The organism is Cronobacter sp. HA18003, from assembly GCF_011605905.1.
In the GTDB taxonomy this organism is placed as follows: Bacteria; Pseudomonadota; Gammaproteobacteria; order Enterobacterales; family Enterobacteriaceae; genus Cronobacter; species Cronobacter sakazakii.
Window position 1 is genome coordinate 1 of the sequence record NZ_JAANQO010000001.1, and the last position, 16,642, is coordinate 16,642.

Annotated in this window: 14 protein-coding genes; 5 read left to right on the top strand and 9 right to left on the bottom strand. The window is 47.1% G+C overall.

Going from position 1 to position 16,642, the window contains the following annotated elements; all coding sequences use genetic code 11:
• Window positions 1-417 precede the first annotated feature (417 nt).
• Window positions 418-1,092: a hypothetical protein gene (locus tag G6041_RS00005; RefSeq protein WP_029589973.1), complete on the top strand. Its 675-nt coding sequence runs from the start codon at window positions 418-420 to the stop codon at window positions 1,090-1,092.
• A 32-nt stretch (window positions 1,093-1,124) separates the two neighbouring features.
• On the opposite strand, the gene G6041_RS00010 is transcribed toward G6041_RS00005, so the two are convergent.
• The 4 genes from G6041_RS00010 to G6041_RS00025 form a co-directional block, all read right to left on the bottom strand.
• Window positions 1,125-1,748, bottom strand: a complete 624-nt coding sequence (locus G6041_RS00010; RefSeq protein WP_029589974.1) for an RES family NAD+ phosphorylase — start codon at window positions 1,746-1,748, stop codon at window positions 1,125-1,127.
• Between the two features lie 347 nt (window positions 1,749-2,095).
• The gene (locus tag G6041_RS00015; RefSeq protein WP_029589975.1) at window positions 2,096-2,386 is read right to left on the bottom strand and encodes a hypothetical protein; all 291 of its coding nucleotides are present in this window, start codon (window positions 2,384-2,386) and stop codon (window positions 2,096-2,098) included.
• Window positions 2,386-3,216 (bottom strand): ParA family protein, encoded by an 831-nt coding sequence (locus G6041_RS00020; RefSeq protein WP_029589976.1) that lies wholly within the window; start codon window positions 3,214-3,216, stop codon window positions 2,386-2,388. Before G6041_RS00020 ends, G6041_RS00015 begins: the two co-directional genes overlap by 1 nt.
• A 136-nt stretch (window positions 3,217-3,352) precedes the next feature.
• On the bottom strand, window positions 3,353-3,691 hold the full coding sequence (locus tag G6041_RS00025; protein WP_029589977.1) for a hypothetical protein: 339 nt from the start codon (window positions 3,689-3,691) through the stop codon (window positions 3,353-3,355).
• 147 nt (window positions 3,692-3,838) lie between these two features.
• Here G6041_RS00025 and G6041_RS00030 point away from each other — a divergent pair, with 147 nt between their 5' ends.
• From G6041_RS00030 to G6041_RS00040, 3 genes are all read left to right on the top strand, one after another.
• On the top strand, window positions 3,839-5,197 hold the full coding sequence (locus G6041_RS00030) for a hypothetical protein (RefSeq protein WP_104677684.1): 1,359 nt from the start codon (window positions 3,839-3,841) through the stop codon (window positions 5,195-5,197).
• A gap of 388 nt (window positions 5,198-5,585) precedes the next feature.
• The gene (locus G6041_RS00035; protein ID WP_029589979.1) at window positions 5,586-6,374 is read left to right on the top strand and encodes a TraX family protein; all 789 of its coding nucleotides are present in this window, start codon (window positions 5,586-5,588) and stop codon (window positions 6,372-6,374) included.
• A 231-nt stretch (window positions 6,375-6,605) separates the two neighbouring features.
• On the top strand, window positions 6,606-6,863 hold the full coding sequence (locus tag G6041_RS00040) for a hypothetical protein (protein WP_029589980.1): 258 nt from the start codon (window positions 6,606-6,608) through the stop codon (window positions 6,861-6,863).
• A 446-nt stretch (window positions 6,864-7,309) separates the two neighbouring features.
• On the opposite strand, the gene G6041_RS00045 is transcribed toward G6041_RS00040, so the two are convergent.
• Window positions 7,310-9,448 carry an AAA family ATPase gene (locus G6041_RS00045; protein WP_080322044.1) on the bottom strand — a complete coding sequence of 713 codons (2,139 nt, stop codon included), beginning with the start codon at window positions 9,446-9,448 and terminating at the stop codon, window positions 7,310-7,312.
• A 347-nt stretch (window positions 9,449-9,795) separates the two neighbouring features.
• On the opposite strand from G6041_RS00045, the gene G6041_RS00050 reads away from it, so the two are divergent.
• Complete coding sequence (locus G6041_RS00050) at window positions 9,796-11,229, top strand: DNA cytosine methyltransferase (protein ID WP_080322043.1); 1,434 nt, start codon at window positions 9,796-9,798, stop codon at window positions 11,227-11,229.
• A gap of 32 nt (window positions 11,230-11,261) precedes the next feature.
• Here G6041_RS00050 and G6041_RS00055 read toward each other — a convergent pair whose 3' ends face one another.
• The 4 genes from G6041_RS00055 to G6041_RS00070 form a co-directional block, all read right to left on the bottom strand.
• A complete protein-coding gene (locus G6041_RS00055) occupies window positions 11,262-12,470 on the bottom strand; it encodes a type II restriction endonuclease (protein WP_080322042.1) in 1,209 nt (402 codons plus the stop codon).
• A 945-nt stretch (window positions 12,471-13,415) separates the two neighbouring features.
• Window positions 13,416-14,432, bottom strand: coding sequence for a plasmid replication initiator RepA (repA, locus tag G6041_RS00060; RefSeq protein WP_029589984.1), 1,017 nt, complete (start codon window positions 14,430-14,432; stop codon window positions 13,416-13,418).
• The gene (repA, locus tag G6041_RS00065; RefSeq protein WP_104677683.1) at window positions 14,425-14,997 is read right to left on the bottom strand and encodes a plasmid replication initiator RepA; all 573 of its coding nucleotides are present in this window, start codon (window positions 14,995-14,997) and stop codon (window positions 14,425-14,427) included. Before repA (G6041_RS00065) ends, repA (G6041_RS00060) begins: the two co-directional genes overlap by 8 nt.
• 858 nt (window positions 14,998-15,855) lie before the next feature.
• Complete coding sequence (locus tag G6041_RS00070) at window positions 15,856-16,632, bottom strand: DsbA family protein (RefSeq protein ID WP_035886985.1); 777 nt, start codon at window positions 16,630-16,632, stop codon at window positions 15,856-15,858.
• Window positions 16,633-16,642: the final 10 nt, after the last annotated feature.

Sequence of the window (16,642 nt, forward strand, 5' to 3'; positions counted from 1 at the left end):
CCGGTGATGTACACCCCCGTGACACCTCCAGATTTCACGCAGCGCAATCTGCTTACAGTATGACGTTATTTTCGCCGCCGTCAGGCCGCGACGCCACCGGAAAAACCCGCGGAGCAGGCCGCGCAGATTTTCCGCTTTCCGGAAATATACCATAAACCGGAAACCTGTTTTTCACGGGGGTGGCTGGCGCGGGATCGTCGCACGATCCTTTTTGCCTGGATAATGGGGTGGCAGGTCACAGGAGACACAGCATCGTGGGGTTGGCGGGCGGAACGGCCAATGAGGGCAGGGTTTCCCGGAATAGCAGAAAACGGAAAGGCACCAGAAGAAGAAAAGCTAAAAGCGCAAAATTTGCGCTTTTTAAGATTTCGTGTAACATGAACATATGAAAATCTTAAACCCCGAGACGAGGCGATCATGACCACGACATCTGTGCATAAAAAAGCCCGGGCTCACAGGCCAGCCGGTAAGCATCCTGAAACGGAGCTGCTGCAGGCCCGGATCAACAATGTGGGAAATAAATTTCTCAGCTTTATTCAGAACGTACCTGAAGAGCAACTGGTTTCCCTGCTGACCTTACCGGATGAGGAATTCTGGACCGAAATTAAATATACGGCGCTCAGCCACAGAATGATTGAAGCCGAAACGGAAGAAAAGAAAGAACAGGAAGAATATGCTGAGGCCCGCCTGGTGTTTCTTAAGACGCTGGAAAAATATGGCGGCGTGCATAAGTCCACAATGGTTAAAAATCTGCTGGGCCTGTCGACGCCGACCATCCATAAATACGGTAAGCAGAATAAGCTTATTCAGCTGAACTGGGGCGCGGAAAATTTATATCCGGTATTTCAGTTCAGCACGGATGAGCATAATTCAGAAAACGGTATGCTGAAGGGTGTGCCTGAGCTGCTTTCTCTGATTACGAGTAATGTCAGCGACATCCGTAAATGTAATTTTTTTACCCGTAAAGTGGATCTGCCGGGTAATAATGAAAGAGTTTCTGCCATTGATGTTTTACGCCGCGGCGCGACGCCTGGTGAAATGGAAAGTCTGCGTCTTCTTGCGGAAAACTTTGGCACCAACCATACAATGTAAAAAATGGGCCCTCCGGGGCCCATTTTATCGTCTTAAGCTACAAGAATGGCAAGCTCAGACTTCAGGATTTGTTTAGCGCTTTTCCCGTTATGGCTGTATTTACTCAAAGAGGTGACTGATGTGGTATCCAGACACCCTCCGCCATCAACTGAATCAGACCACAAAACGATACATTCTTTACCTGTGTGCCGTGACAGATAGATCATCCCGTCAGCGTAAGGGGACAGTACCTGGGCAAGCAGCTGCGTAAAGGGATACACAGGCTCCTTTGGCCCCATCAAGTCACCTACCGGAATTTTAAGCTGAAGCGCCAGCGCAGACACATCGAAGACAGTAAGGCTGCGGGTAGCTGTAAGTTCCGCCATGCAGTTCTGCTCAAAATCCTGCCGGGCAATAACTTCTTCATCCTGGAAAAACTCCTTGAGGGCGGTGTGTGGCGTTAACGCCAGGTACATTACGCCTTTGGATTTATTTTTCAGTGAAAAGCGGGTGCAGCTTTTGTTATTAAAGTAAACACCATTCCCACCGTAAAATCCGTCCTGCATTTTGTAGAACGGGCTGTGCGGTAAATCAATCCGTACCTTACAGTCACCTTTCTCTTCACAGGCAATAACTGCTTTTATTTGTTCATGTAGGTCCTCGGCATGCATTATCATCGGTAATCAACTCCGTAAACTGGTTAAATTGTCTAAATCTGATTCTTTGAATATTCATATGAATGTCCTAAGAAGGTTTGAGGTAGTTGCCCGTGCTTGCCCGGAGCAACAGAGTTACCGCTGGTGTTATCAGCAGTGAATCGATAATAACCCAACGCATGCAGATGAACAGAAAAAAGACGGCAATGATGAAGGGGTGATGGTTTATTGCGCAATGCAGGCAGGCAGAGCCTTACAAATGTAATACATCTGTAAGGCTTAAAAAGAAGACAAGACTATAAAACAAAACAGGTAAAAATACCGATGCATTACTTGTGTAATACATTTCAACTACGCTTCACAAGGTTTCAGATGTTTTCCTTGATAACTTTCAGTACCTTGTCCGGACCGCCTGCTTTTGCCATATACAGACCGGCCCGGAGTATTGTGGAAAGTGTGATATTCTTATTTGTTAGTTCCTGGACTGCTTCAACCAGTTCCTGAGCCATCATCTTTTCGGCCGCGGTCATCCTTACCGTTTTAGGTGCTTCTGAGGTAGTCCGTTTTTTCGAACTGAAGTTTGTCAGGCGGGTTCGTTCCTCGCCCTCTGTTCCGCCTGGTTTAACAATTTCCGGGCGTTCTAAAGGTTTCTTTGCCATCAGGCCACCTCACTCTGGGAAAGGGTTTCAAGTTCACGCGCAAGTTTCCGGTAGTCGTTCAGCGCAAGAGAACTCTTTGCATAATAAAATAACGGCAGACAGGCGACCTGAGACTGCACAATTGTCTGATCGTCGCGAATGCGGCTTTCAAGTAAACGATTCTGGATACGTTTATGCTTCATCAGCTCATCCTGAATAAAATTATTCATGATTTTCTTGGAAGCGTTATATTCATTCCTGAATACGCTGAAGTTTTTAAACTCCTCTTCATTTATTTCGTCCATAAAATCCAGCATGACTTCAAGGCCGCTTAACGAGAAGCTGCCGGCATCAACAGGAACCAGGACATGGTCTGCGACATAGATTGCATTACCGGTGGCCAGGTTCAGACCCGGCGCACAGTCAATAATAATGAAATCATATTCGTCCGCGACGGCCTGCAGATGGCGATGCAGTATTTTTTCCCGGTGGCTACGCGTAAGCGCCTGCTCAAGCACTTTTTCGAATGATGGATCAGAAGGGATGAAATCCAGGTTTGGAATTTCTGTATCTCCCGCCATTGCCGGGATTATCGCTTTACGGATATCGAAACGCGCATCGGTATACAGGTTACAGATAGTATTGCCGTATTGAGCGTAATATTTCTTGCCGTGGGCCAGAACCTCCGTTGAGTTCGCCTGCTGATCCGAATCAATAACCAGCCCTTTCTTTCCTGATAGCGCCATAGCAACGGCGAGGTTGGTGGCGGTGGAGGTTTTTCCCGCCCCCCCTTTATTATTCATTACTGCGTAAATTTTTGCTTTCTGCTGCCTGGAGCTGACTGGCGCCATTGTGGTTTCCTCTTGAACGTAGGCGTGAGCAAAAAATAACACTTATGTATTTCTTTCGTAGCATATTAGCATTACAAATGTAATACACAAGTATTTTATAAAAGGCATCCGTACACGACTGCACGGTGCACCTGCTTCACTGATTAACGAGATCGGAGTTCGGCTTCTGTCTGGTGCTCAGAAGCCAGGCAACCGCCAGACTGGCATAGTTATCCCCGGCTTCGGGCTTAATTTTGCCTTCCTTCTCCAGTTCTTTTCCCAGTTCCGTAAGTTGCCCCAGAACAGGCAACATCGCCTCGATGTGAGTGAGCCACAGACAGCTGTTGGTGATATTCCTGGCGAACGTGTCCATCTTAGCGGCCGGGTCAAATGTGCCTGGCTCCGGACGACGAATACCATCTTTTTGAGTCTGCAACTGCTGGCACAGCTTCAGCAGCTCAATGCATTTCCGGGGCTGTACATCGTCGTTATTCATGTGTTTTCCTGATCTAAGTGGTTACCAGTAAAGCCAGTGAGCTGGCTGGGACAGAGATATCAAAAACCAAATAAATGTATTGCTTTTGTATCATCATAGGCTTACAAATGTAATACACAAGTATTTTATAAATGAAAGGAACTTCATATGCTGCTTGTATTCAGGAAAAGTCGATACAGGAAACGTGAACTTACTGACAAAGAAGCAACCGCAGTAGGAAATGTCTACCGTTCGAGAATGACATCCACTCTCCCGGAGATTGACTTAGCAGATAAGGTTTTCTGGGAAATGCACAATGAAGGATTGTGGCTACAGTGCGACTGCTGGGCAGACCATCAAAATGTAAACCCGCCTGAACTGACGGCCGTTAACGATCCGGATATACCAATTCACTTAAGGAACATCAACAGGGAAACGGACCATGCAGATAATTGTCCTCTGAAAGGACAGCACACTGAGGGCGGCGAGGAAAGAACGGCCTCCGGAGCACGTAAGAAGGCTTCACTGCGCCGCATTGACTACAGCTCATTGCTCCGCAAAAAGGCCATCCGAAAGCAACCTGCCGGTACGCCCGATGATAATGATGAAGAGACTCGCAGACCGCGCAGAGCTGCAGTATCGAGCCTGGCGAGACTGCTGTTTACCCTGATTGAGGATGCTGGTTTCAACGAACTCAGCCTGCCTGTTAATCTGGACAAGCCGTATCCGGGTGCAGCAGAAAGGATACGTCAGCTGCAGGCGGTACTGGATAAAACATCTGTAAGCCGTGGTCATATGCTTTCCGAGGTCGTCTCTCTTAAGCCCTGGAAATCGCCGGCAGAAATAATGGCAACCTTGGATAAGGCTGAATGGCTTGAGGGCCGCGAACGCCTGTTCTGGATGATATTTACAACAGACCGTGTGACAGAGGACGGTGCCGAATTTGTTCTGGAAGGCAAAGGTAAAGACGGCAACGCTCTGTGCTTCAGCTTCAGTCCAACGCGGCGGCTAAGAATAAATGGCGAGGCCGGAGAAGGGCGGCGGGGCCATTACTGGGTAATTGTACGGTTTGAGCGTAATGAAATAACCGGCCAGGTGGAATGCCGGGACGGTTATGCACATGCCATTTACAGCCGTAACTGGCCAGTGCCGGTAGACAGCGAACTTGAGAAGGATACGCTCAAAAGTATTAATAAATGTGCAGAGTGGCTGAGAGTTAACTCTCCTGCGATAAATTTAACTCTGCTTAAGCCTGTACATGAGCAGCAAATTCCTGATCCGATATCTGATGAAAAAGGGTTTGTCATACCAGACTTCATTGTGAATGTTACTGAGAATGGTAAACCGGATCACACTCTGGTTATTGAAACTATGGGATATCGCACAGAAGAGTATATTGGGCGTAAAAAGAAAATGCACCGGATGATGAAAGAAATAGGGCAGGTGGTTACCGATCCGCAAAAATGGCCGGAACCAGCAGCTAAACCTTTTGAAAAACATTTATTCGGAGTCATCATTAATCGTTAAAATGAAAGTAATACAATATGAATCAAGCTAACAGGAGGTGAGGGGATAGCTCCTGAATTACCTCCTGTTAACTAAAAAGAAATAGATGATTTTACTAATATTCAGGTAAATATAGATAATCACACTCTAAATTTTAGTGAAACCCTGCCGTTAATAACTGAGTGTTTTACGGAGGGTGCTATGAACGATTTTCATTTTTTAACCATCGCACTGGCAAATAAGAACAAACAGCAGGCTATGCTGCTCTTGCGTGATAAAAATGAATTCGCTGCACGAAAAATCATGGAGAAAGCGGGGGCTAAGGTGCCGTCTCTGACGGGGCGGTTATTCTGGAGATGGGTCCAGGAATATATCTTCAGCGCCTGTCGTCCACAACAGGAAACCCGATATGAAACAGCTGCGAAGTCTCACAGGGATAATAAGCCAGCCAGTGACGATAATGCCCGACTCGCTGAGTCCGGGAGCCATCGACCTGATAAAGGTAATGGCGCTACTGGCCATGATGGTGGATCACTTCAACACCCTGTTTATGAGAGTTCCTTGTCCGGAACTGTACGCACTGGGACGAATGGCGTTCCCTCTGTTCACAATGATATGGGCGGTAAACATTACCAGCGCACCCGCCAGGCTTCAGACAAGGGCGAACCGGTTGTGGATATGGGCGGTGGTCACCCAGCCTGCGTTCGCGCTGGCATTTCACAATCATTTTCCGTGGTACGCGCTCAACATTCTGTTTGTATTCGCCGGCGTAACGCAGCTGCTGGCGTGGCGGGCGAAATACGCCTGGAAAGGTACGGTCACCGGCATCGTATTACTCACAGCGTTGATGTATCCACTATGGCCTGCAAGCTATGGCCTTCAGGGCGTACTGCTGGCACTGGGGCTGGCAGTTTATTTCGATACCGGGATAACACCACGGCAGCGCGAACTGACGGGTGCCGTGTCGTTCGCCGCGCTGTTCAGCCTGAACGGTCTGAACCACCTGGCTGCGCTGCCTTTCGAAACGATGATGGTGGCCATATTACCCACTTTGCTGCTTCCCTGGTTCGCGCTTCAGCTGGCCGGTGTGCTGATGCCGGCAGGCCGGGAACGCTTCATGCCCCGCCGGTTCTTTTACGCAGCCTATATCTGGCATCTGTTCCTGTTCGGGATCGCGCTGTACATGATGGAGCGCTGAAAATAGCTGGCATCCTACCGCACCCCGTCAGTAGACGGGGATTGGTCAACCCTTCACGACTACGGTGGTAAACACCGTTTCCGTTCAGGGTTAGCCTTCTTAAAAAGAATTTATGCGCAGCTGTATTACCTGATACTATTTTTACTGTTTCCAGTATCTTTAATTTTTTTAATATAAGCCATGCTGTGTTAAAATAAATGATGCGCAAAAACATTCCTTTGAGGAAACTATATGCCTGAAGATAACTTTGGCAGCCCGTTCGATGGTTTGGTTTACATGTCGTGGGCTGTTGCTGCCCTTGCAATATTATTCTCTTTGTATCAACTCGCACGGGTAATAGTGACTATTAAGGTAATGAACGGTAGCAGTGAGCATTATTCACCTGCTGAGTACAGAGATTTTCGGCTTCAGATTAAAATTCACGTTGTGTTTTCATCTGTGGCTATGGCTGCCGGGGCTTACCTGCTCTATTTAATCTTTTGCCTGTAAAATGTGTTGTTACCTGGTTGGTATTGCTGTGTGATATAGCAGGGAGGTTATTCTTTAGTCTGTCGTGCTATTGCAAAAACTGATGTCCTTACTCCCTTCTTTTTCATGAAGTGTTAGACACGCATGTAATTGCGTTCAGTTCTGCTGGCTGTACGGGATCTGACCTGGATGCCAGCGGCCTTTTTCGCTGGCGCGTTTTCGTAAAATCTGAAGCACACACGCCCTGATTTTTTCACAGATTTCACACAGCATACACTTTCTTCTCAATCAAACCGCCGGGCCTGACCCTCTTTTCATGTCGCGCTACATAAGCCTTCCGACCAAGCAGGTTTGCAGTTGTTAAAGGTCATTCATAACTTCAAGCTGCTTAATCAATGCTTTTTCAAACATGTATTTTAATAAGTAAAAAGTATGTTTTCCGGCCCAATATATGGACCGGTTTTGATTTAGGCTATTTGCTCTATCGTTTCGTCGTTTGCTGGCGGAGGCGGGAAGAGTATATTATCACATTCGTCGATAACATACTCTGGTATTAAATCAAAACGCGCCGGATCAAGTTGACAGATAAATTCATTTTCAACGTGATAAGTTTCGTTAACAAATTTTCTAATGACGGCATTACTTTGCTCTAAACCTATTAATCTGAATACTTGTAATTTTTCATAACCGCTTTGGCACCGTTGGTAAAGCAATCTCACTTGTTGAGGATCAAGTATGATGGATAAAATATTTGCATAAATGAAATTGGGAATGCGCCTATTAATTTCAAGGCAACCGTTCTGTAAATTTTCTTCTGTCATTTCTGGGTGACCTACGTTTTCCACAATCTCTTTCCTTGTGTCTATCGGAACGACACGTCCATGTAATAAATTGGACAAGACCTGGTAAGCATCTCCCAAATCATCCATGATTTCATAATAGCGTCTCAGGTAGATAATCTTAATAATATCTTCACTATTTGATTCCATTATCGCCTGACAAATCTGGGAAAATGTTCGTATATCTGACTCGTATATTGCTTGCTCGATAATAGTCCCGCGACTATATCTGAGGTATGACGCTGTTACCTGATTATTAAACATTTTTCTTACAGATTTTAATGTATCAATTATAGGCTCAACGTCATGTGTCAGCATCAGTACTGTTTGATTTTTCAGGCATTGACCGGGTTTGCGACGAAATAACATTTCCAATATGGCAAACTTTTTGTTTTTGTCGAAAGAAGATATAGGGTCGTCTAAAATAATTAATCCCGGTTTTTTTGCCAGACATTCGTACATAAAAAGCACTATAGCAAAGGCATTGCGTTCACCGTAGCTCAAATGCTGGCTTCCACCTGTTAGATAACCATCAAAATCGATATGCTGCAGCTTAAGCTGCGATTTGTCTCCTTGACTTGTAATATCGACACGATATCGGTAACCGGCATAGGCAAGAAAATTATTGATGTCTGTTTTATGCTTAATTATCATTCGCTGCATGCCACTACGTTGTATACTTATTTTACCTTGCAACTGTCCGGCCTGATTCATCAGGTTTGCCAATGATGTGTTAAGATTTCTGATCGCTTCTTCGGTTTTTATTGACTGTAATTCAGAAAAAAATTGTAAGTCTAAACGACACGCAGCCAGCGAAGCACTTATGTTTGCCGTATCATTGAAAGTAAAGCCGTTTAAGGTCTTAAGGATGTTTAGCTTCATTATCAAGTTATCAGTTTGCTCTTTGACAGTAATGAGATAACTTTCATGCTGCGCTTCTAAACCATTTTCGAGCGTTGTAATCTCTTGAAGACGTGATCTAGCATCATTAGAGAAATATTCACCCAGCTCATTAAGCACAGTGATAATACCAACTAGATTTTTTATAACGTTTTTATCATATTCTGCACTGACTTGTTGTATTTGCAGCTTTTTTTGTGTTGAATCGTTAGTGCAAAATGGACAGCAACCATCCGCGAGATCTGAAAACTTTGAATAACCTTTTGTTTGCCATTCGATCCATTCAACGTTTCGGGCGCTCTGTATAAAAGGTCTGTAAGGTTCTAACCCAACAGGAATATGTTGAAGTTTATTGCCTGAAGACAACCCTTTCATTCCAGTCGATGCTTTTGAAAGCCCCTTACTTGTTAGTTTGAAAGCATCACTAAGCTCTTGAAGATTCTTGATAAAAACATCAAGCTCTACATTGCTGGAGAACTCTTGGCGTATAGCCATAACCATATCATCGATTTCACGCTCAGTATCTTTATATGCATCTGTTTTTATAAGGATTTCAAAACTATTGCTTACTAATTCATCACGCTGAAAGGTGAATTGTTCCACGTATTTCTCATTGAAACACATTACGTTTCCCAAGTTTTCAATGCCAGCAACTGTCGGACTTAACCCTTCCGGATTTTCTCGTCTTAATTTGAAAGGGAGCAATTCAACTAAGGCATCTTGATCTCCAGTAACACTGTAATGGATAGCTCGAGATATAGTACTTTTCCCCGTTCCGTTAGGGGCGAACTTTATGTTTAATTTGTTTAGCGAAAGTACAATGTTTGCCTTGTCGATGTTATTACAGTTATTTATTTCAATATCCATAATACAATCCTTTTTAGTGTTTGCAGCAAGTTATTATTAATTCAATAAATCAATGGCATATGTGTCTAGCCAACTTATGCTCCTTTTTTGTTCAGAAGTAAACACAATCAAAAGAAAAAATAATTAACTGCAAGTTTGTTTAATAATTAAAATGTTTTGGTTAATAATTAAATTAATATATTATTCAAAATTAATTTAGTTAAACCTATTAATTTCTAGGATGCATCAATGAAAATTTCATTTATGACTTTGCTCACTTAATTTTTACTGGTTAAATATCCAGATAAAACTTTACCTCTGGGTCAAATGAGTGATATATTTTCACCCATAAGACCCTAGGAGGTATCATGTCCGAGTTTGAGCTACTGGCACAAGAATTGCTTGAAAAAGCATCAGCTGATGAAATGCTTCGGCAGCAAAACGATAAGAAGCTGATTCAACAGGTTTTGGAAATTTATGACCAAAAGTACGTTGCAGAACTACTCAGAAAAGTAGGTAGTAACGAATGGACCAGAGAAACCCTGAATCGATGGATCAATGGCAAATGTGCGCCTAAGTCATTAACTTCATCTGAGGAAGAATTACTTAGAAAAATGCTTCCTGAACCGCCTGTACATCATCCGAACTATGCCTTTCGTTTTGTTGATTTGTTTGCAGGTATTGGCGGTATCCGAAAGGGTTTTGAGGCGATAGGAGGACAATGCGTCTTTACCAGTGAATGGAACAAGGAAGCTGTGCGGACTTATAAAGCCAATTGGTTTAATGATGAGCAAGCACACAAATTTAACCTTGATATCCGTGAAGTGACACTTAGCGATAAACCTGAGATCTCTGAGCTCGATGCTTACGCTAATATCGATAAACATATACCTGATCATGATGTACTTTTGGCTGGTTTTCCCTGTCAGCCCTTCAGTCTGGCAGGTGTAAGTAAAAAAAATTCGCTGGGACGTGCTCATGGTTTCGAATGTGAAGCTCAGGGCACACTTTTCTTTGATGTAGCGCGAATCATCCGTGCCAAAAAGCCGGCAGTTTTTGTGCTGGAAAATGTTAAAAATCTCAAAAGTCATGACAAAGGTAAGACCTTTAAAGTCATTATGGAAACGTTAGATGAACTGGGGTATGAAGTTGCAGATGCTGATGCAACGGGAAGCAACGATCCCAAGATAATCGATGGTAAACATTTTCTCCCTCAGCATCGGGAGCGTATCGTTCTGGTAGGTTTCCGTCGTGACCTGAATATTCATAAGGGCTTTACTTTACGTAATATCAGCCGATTTTATCCGGAACATCGGCCAACATTTGGCGAATTGCTGGAGCCTGCCGTTGACAGCAAGTACATTCTTACGCCGAAGCTTTGGGAGTATCTTTATAACTATGCTAAAAAGCATGCCGCTAAAGGTAACGGTTTTGGTTTTGGGCTTGTTGACCCTAAAGATTTAACCAGCGTAGCACGTACGTTGTCTGCCCGTTACCACAAAGACGGCTCTGAAATACTTATAGATAGGGGCTGGAACAAAGCAATTGGTGAAGCTGACTTCGTAAATGAAGATAATCAGGCATGCCGGCCTAGAAGACTGACCCCCCGTGAATGTGCCCGCCTGATGGGATTTGAAAAACCTGATGGTAAGCCGTTCCGTATTCCAGTGTCCGACACGCAGTCATACCGTCAGTTTGGTAATTCTGTGGTCGTGCCGGTTTTTGAAGCGGTGGCCCGGCTGCTTGAACCTTATATTCTGCAAGCAGTTTCTGCCCAGACCCCAAATAAGGTTCAGAAATAATCTGCATTCCCGGCACCTTGATGCCGGGTGATTCATTCTGGCAGATCGGCGTACAACCCGGTAAGCTCCGCAATAAAACTACCAAGTGTCATTAGTTCCCCCCGGATCGCTTCAGGATATTTCCCGTGTAAGGCCGAGGGGACTACTAGCTTGACCCCCTCCTGCTGCATTTCACTGAACTGAGCAAGTGAGACGCCTTCCTGCAGCGTGAAAAGATGAATGCCATTTATTCTGTGAGCTTCATTAAGGACCTGTCGCCAGCGGTCCTTACAGGTTGTTTTAACGGCCAGCATGCGGAGCTTTTCTTCCGGAAAAGCCGCGTTGTGATAGGCCTCTGCTGAAGGAAAGAGGAAATCAGGCTTTTTATTACCTTCGGTAATGGCTTGAGTGGCGAAATATTTTAAACCATGCTCTACAAACAGCTGCTCCAGATGAAGCTCAAGGGATTTACCAGCACGAGATTTGCGTCTGTTACTGACTGAATTTGCCATTGCAATAAATTCATCTACAGAACCAAACCCCTCACGGATAATATCCAGCACATGTATTTTTTCAACAAGCAGGAAAATATCGTACTCTACACGACGGCGCTCAATAAGTTGCTCGTCAGGATCCCCTGAGTCTGTTGTGTAATGTGCAGCAGCATAACCGATGATTTCACTTCCTGAAGGAAATCGTTCTGTCCAATCGTCAGGAAGCTTATATTGCTTTTTACGCGCAGCATGCTGCTGGGCAAATCCTCCCATGACTTCTTGTACAGGGCCAGCAAGATATGTTCCGGGTAAAATTTCTCCTAGGGCAGCCTCAATGATATCCTCTTCATCAGGGTTACCGCATACCCAAATATCAACATTCTCACTGTCATAACCGTGATTGTATTCAAAGGCGAGAACGGTCAGGGCACCAGTATTTTCCGGATCTTGGAGGGGACTGCCTTTGCCCCAGCATGTGATTCTTTTTTCATTCCTCGTCTTTCCAAAGAAACGGTTATTGTAATAGATAACACGAGCTCTGCTTTCCCGGCACATATGCGATGAGACACGGGCAGTTAACACTGTTGAAGGATTAAGTGCTTTGGTGTCATCAATCGAAGGGAACAGCTTATCTATAATCGATGCAGGAACGTAAAGACCCACCTGATGCGAACGGGTGGCACCAGTGTCGTTAGCTGACAGCCGCTTTATGTATAAAAAATAATTACCGTCTGCCTTGTTGAGCAGCCAATCCAGCAAGCTGGACATAAAACCTCCCTTTTTTAGTCGTGTAGTATTATCGTTGAGTTAAGCTTTCATAAGACGCTGCAATATATTTATTATTGTACGTGTAACAGCTTGGGCCGATGATACCGTAAACTTAGATAAACTGGCATGCCCGTCAGGGCATAAAAGGCGGCTCACTAAAGCTATATATCGAGCTTTACTTAAACCGCCGGGCCTTACCCTCTCTTCATATCGCGCTGTCCACCCCCCGTCCTGCCAAGCCATAACCCCCTGAAAGCCACGTAAACGCTTCTCTGCGCCTTCGGAGTGGGTCCGGTAAGGCGAAGCCGCAGCCGGGCCGTATCTCCGGCTTGGCGGGCCTGTAAGGGCCGCTTAGCGGCGTAGTTACAACATCCATTAAAGCCACTCCTGTTCCGGGCCTTCGGCCCGGGGCGGGCGGGGCTCTTTAGTGGCCGGGTCCGGGCTGTATGGTTTCAGGTACGGCGGTGAGGCATTAAGGCGGCCGGACGTGGCGCTGTGGTTTCAGGACTGGTGCTCTGGCCACCGGGGCATAAGCTACTTTTAAATCTTATGAGTGTTGTAACTAAACTCTGTGTTGTGCACCGCTCCCGTGCCCGGAGCGAAGCGCAGGGAGCTACTTCAGGGTTTTCCCCGTTATCCACAACGTTTCGCAAGACAACTAACTACCCTGCAAATGGAATGAGAAGGGGTGATAAAAAAGGGGGGTTAAGACTATTTTGCAGCTTTGGATTTATATATGTGCGGATTTCTTTTGTTATCCCTTTGCGGATTTCTGTGTAAAAAAATAAGGCAGGTTCGCTGAGCGCTCAGAACGGGCGCCTGCCGGCTTTAATGACGTCAGAAATTCGGAGCAGCGTACACTGGTTAGCCAGTGTGGTGCCGTCAAACCAGCGCCAAAAGCCCCGTCAGGGGCCGTTCAAAAATCAGATTGTAAGATTGCGGGACCTATTCTGGTGGCGAGAGCGCTAAATCCAGCTGGTAAAGATTCTGTATGGCCAGCTCGCGGAGGCGTTCGGACGTGCACCAGTAAGCCTCGTCAGCCGGCATGGTTTTATACAACCACACCGACATTTCATGGATACGTGCATCCACCGGCAATTTTTTCAGCCGGTTGGCCCGCTTGCGCTCTGCGCCTTTCCTGCGCCGGTAAAGCAGTGCTTCCCTTAGTTTCTGGCTGTGCCAGCGTTTACGGGCTGTATGAGGTGAAATATCCTCATGTTCGCTGATTACACCTTCACGGATGAGCTGTTCACGCTCCTCACTGTTCCGGAGTTTCTTTTCCTGCTCCCTGAGCAGCTTGTCGAGATCAACGCCCAGCATCTTAAATCCGGCCGGCGTAATGTAGACGTAGGTTGGCAGCCATGACCTCGATTCACGGTCCCATGTGCGTTCTTCTGCCAGTCCCAGCACACCAAACCGCACCTGTTCTTCAATCAGCCGAGAAAGGCGGGATACCGTCACCTCCGTTTCACGGATCACCTGCCCTTTGCTGTCTTTTGCACTGAGCTCTCTGGCCAGACGGGAAATGCACATGCCAACGGTATGCTTACCTGCATCACAGAAGCTGATGAGTACCGGCCACAGCGCATTGAGCAGGCGCTGCCGTTCCGGACGAAAATCATACTGCCTGCCGGCATTCTGCCGCTCCCGGATATAAAGGGGATGACGGGATATATGCATACGGAGGCTGACCTGTCCCGTATCCTTATCTGTTTTCACCAGGCGGTTATATGCCCTGGCCAGCTGCCCTGTGAGCCGCTTGTAGCGTTCAGGACGGAACCATGACGGATTTTCACATTTTGGTTTTGTTGAATGAACGCCGCGGCGGCGGCGGCTGGCCTTTCTTGCAGGGGCTACGAGAAAGGAGTCAGCGCGACCGTTATCCACATCCTGCCAGAAACGTATCTGCTCATCCGGCGAAAGAGTTGACCAGTGCGCGGGGGCCTGACTGTATTTAGCCATTAACGTGTCCCCCCGTAGGTTTAGCCGCTTTTTTTGCAGCTGAATGTCGGGCACGGGACCACTCTGCGGAAGAAATATCCAGGGCTTCAAATAAAGCCGGCGTGAACCAGATACTCGCTTTTACCGCGCTGTTGTTATTTGGATCTTTACGGGTGTTATAGACGATAAGCCCGTAGCCCTTATCAAGGGCCGTAAGTATCCGGCTAACCTTTGCAATACAAAGTTTGCCGCTCGTTAATTTTGTAGCCAGACCACAGTCAACTGCCAGCTCAGAAGGCGAGCGGCGAACACAGTTATTCACCGGATCGTACCAGAAGCACATCGCCTGCAGCAGCGCATCAATGGCTTCACAGCGCGAAGCAGTCGGCCTGCGCCTGGCTGTTTTTTTTGCGCGCGCTAAAAGTACGTGAACATAGAAGCGAAATGACGAGGTAAAGCCATCGGCTTTATTCATCATTTTACGGCAGAACGGCAATGTCCGGGCGCCCTCCGGCTCAATGAAACGGGGAGGTACAACGCCTGATGGCTGTTCTGAAAAGATGAGGTCAGTTAGTTTATCATTCACGCCGGCCTTGTCTTATGGCGGCCGGGTGTTGTGTTATGTAATGCATGCGTTATAATCCTTCACAGGCTACCAGCCTGCTTTTGGGCCCCCTGAACATCTGACGATTCCGCCAAGTTTCATACAGATTTCAGGGGGTTTTTGCATTCGGGTTCCGGCAGATGCCTTTTCCCGCTCCTGAGCGTCTTACGGACGCGCCCAATCCTTTTGTCCTTTCCTTCTCCGCCCGGTCGCATTAACGAACGCAGAAGTGTTTTCTGCCTAACTGTCCGGCTTCAGCCTCACCACAGGCGTTCACCGCGTCCCGCTCATTTCCGGTCACCACACCAGGCCTGAGAGAGCGATTTCAGTTAAGTCAGAAATATAAAATATATCAGCCAGATACCTCACCACAGGCGTCACGGCTCGCAAAAGTCTACCGCTTTGCCTGCTAATTTTCTAGCTGTGACCGCTCAGCAAATGTGCGACCAAAGAAAATTTTCACAGCCAGGGAAAAATGCCGTGACCGGCTTCTCACATTCCACTTCAGTAGATGAGATTTCAATCAGTCGGAAAAAGCAGGCAGTGCTCGCCGCAGACTCAGACCGGCAGCGGTCTGAGCGAGGAAGCGCAAGGGTTCTGAGGCTGAAGAAGAAATAAGGACGCACCGGCGTTGAGGAGGACGGTTTCTGGCGGGAATGCCGTCGCCCGCAGCCGGACCGGTTCTATTCTGTCGCGTCTGTGCTGGATAACTTTTTCAGATTAAATGAGTAACATCTGCCACAGCGCAGCGCTACACTTAAGTTTCTTGTAACGTTCTGGATTTCTCCTTTCCTCAGAAACAGTGGATTTCCTGTTTCTGAGGTTTTTTTTCACGGCTGGTTACTGAGCGGCTTTTTTAATGGCCGCCTGGATCTGCGCGGCGGTAGTGCCGCCGGACAGCACGGTGATGTTGCCCGGTTTAGCGCCGGTGACCGGCATGATGATAAGTCCCGGCGTACCGGTAAGGCCCAGCTGCTGCGCCAGTGCATCGTTGCGTTCCAGCACGGCGGTGTTATCTGGTATGGTGTTGGCCGTGAAGCCTGCCGCTTTTGCCGCGGCATCGATATCGGCTGCCGTAAGCTCCCCTTCCGCATGGCCGGTGTGGTAGATGCTGTTGTGATAGGTCATGTAAGCCTGTGCGCCTTTCGCTTTCCACACCGCCAGGCCGCGCTGCGCGGCCTGCTCTGACTCCGCCCACTTCCCGGCGAAGATGGGCCACTCCTTAAAGACAAACCGCACATCCGGGTTCGCTTTCATGGCCTTTTCGATTTCCGGCGCCAGTTTGCTGCACCAGATGCACTGGTAGTCAAAGAACTCGATGACGGCCACTTTCCCGTTTTCCGGGCCATATGCCGGCGTGTCTGCATCGCGCAGCAGCGCCTCCTGGTTTTCCATGACGCTCAGCGCGTACATTTTTTGCTGGCGCTCCTGCTGCTGCGCCTGCAGTTTCTGGCTGACCTGCACCAGAATCTCCGGGTGGGTCAGCATATAGTCGGCTGCTATCTGGCCGATACGGGCTTCCTGCTCCGGCGTGAAAACGGGTGCCGGTGCAGCCGCTGCGCTGCCGGCGAACAATGAAAAAGCCGCGCCAAGCGCGGCCAGGGTGGTACGTGTCATAGCCATTCCT

Bases quoted from the DNA above. Each gene is read 5' to 3' on its own strand.
- G6041_RS00005 (WP_029589973.1), top strand. From the start codon at position 418: ATGACCACGACATCTGTGCATAAAAAAGCCCGGGCTCACAGGCCAGCC.
- G6041_RS00010 (WP_029589974.1), bottom strand. From the start codon at position 1,748: ATGATAATGCATGCCGAGGACCTACATGAACAAATAAAAGCAGTTATT.
- G6041_RS00015 (WP_029589975.1), bottom strand. From the start codon at position 2,386: ATGGCAAAGAAACCTTTAGAACGCCCGGAAATTGTTAAACCAGGCGGA.
- G6041_RS00020 (WP_029589976.1), bottom strand. From the start codon at position 3,216: ATGGCGCCAGTCAGCTCCAGGCAGCAGAAAGCAAAAATTTACGCAGTA.
- G6041_RS00025 (WP_029589977.1), bottom strand. From the start codon at position 3,691: ATGAATAACGACGATGTACAGCCCCGGAAATGCATTGAGCTGCTGAAG.
- G6041_RS00030 (WP_104677684.1), top strand. From the start codon at position 3,839: ATGCTGCTTGTATTCAGGAAAAGTCGATACAGGAAACGTGAACTTACT.
- G6041_RS00035 (WP_029589979.1), top strand. From the start codon at position 5,586: ATGAAACAGCTGCGAAGTCTCACAGGGATAATAAGCCAGCCAGTGACG.
- G6041_RS00040 (WP_029589980.1), top strand. From the start codon at position 6,606: ATGCCTGAAGATAACTTTGGCAGCCCGTTCGATGGTTTGGTTTACATG.
- G6041_RS00045 (WP_080322044.1), bottom strand. From the start codon at position 9,448: ATGGATATTGAAATAAATAACTGTAATAACATCGACAAGGCAAACATT.
- G6041_RS00050 (WP_080322043.1), top strand. From the start codon at position 9,796: ATGTCCGAGTTTGAGCTACTGGCACAAGAATTGCTTGAAAAAGCATCA.
- G6041_RS00055 (WP_080322042.1), bottom strand. From the start codon at position 12,470: ATGTCCAGCTTGCTGGATTGGCTGCTCAACAAGGCAGACGGTAATTAT.
- repA (WP_029589984.1), bottom strand. From the start codon at position 14,432: ATGGCTAAATACAGTCAGGCCCCCGCGCACTGGTCAACTCTTTCGCCG.
- G6041_RS00070 (WP_035886985.1), bottom strand. From the start codon at position 16,632: ATGACACGTACCACCCTGGCCGCGCTTGGCGCGGCTTTTTCATTGTTC.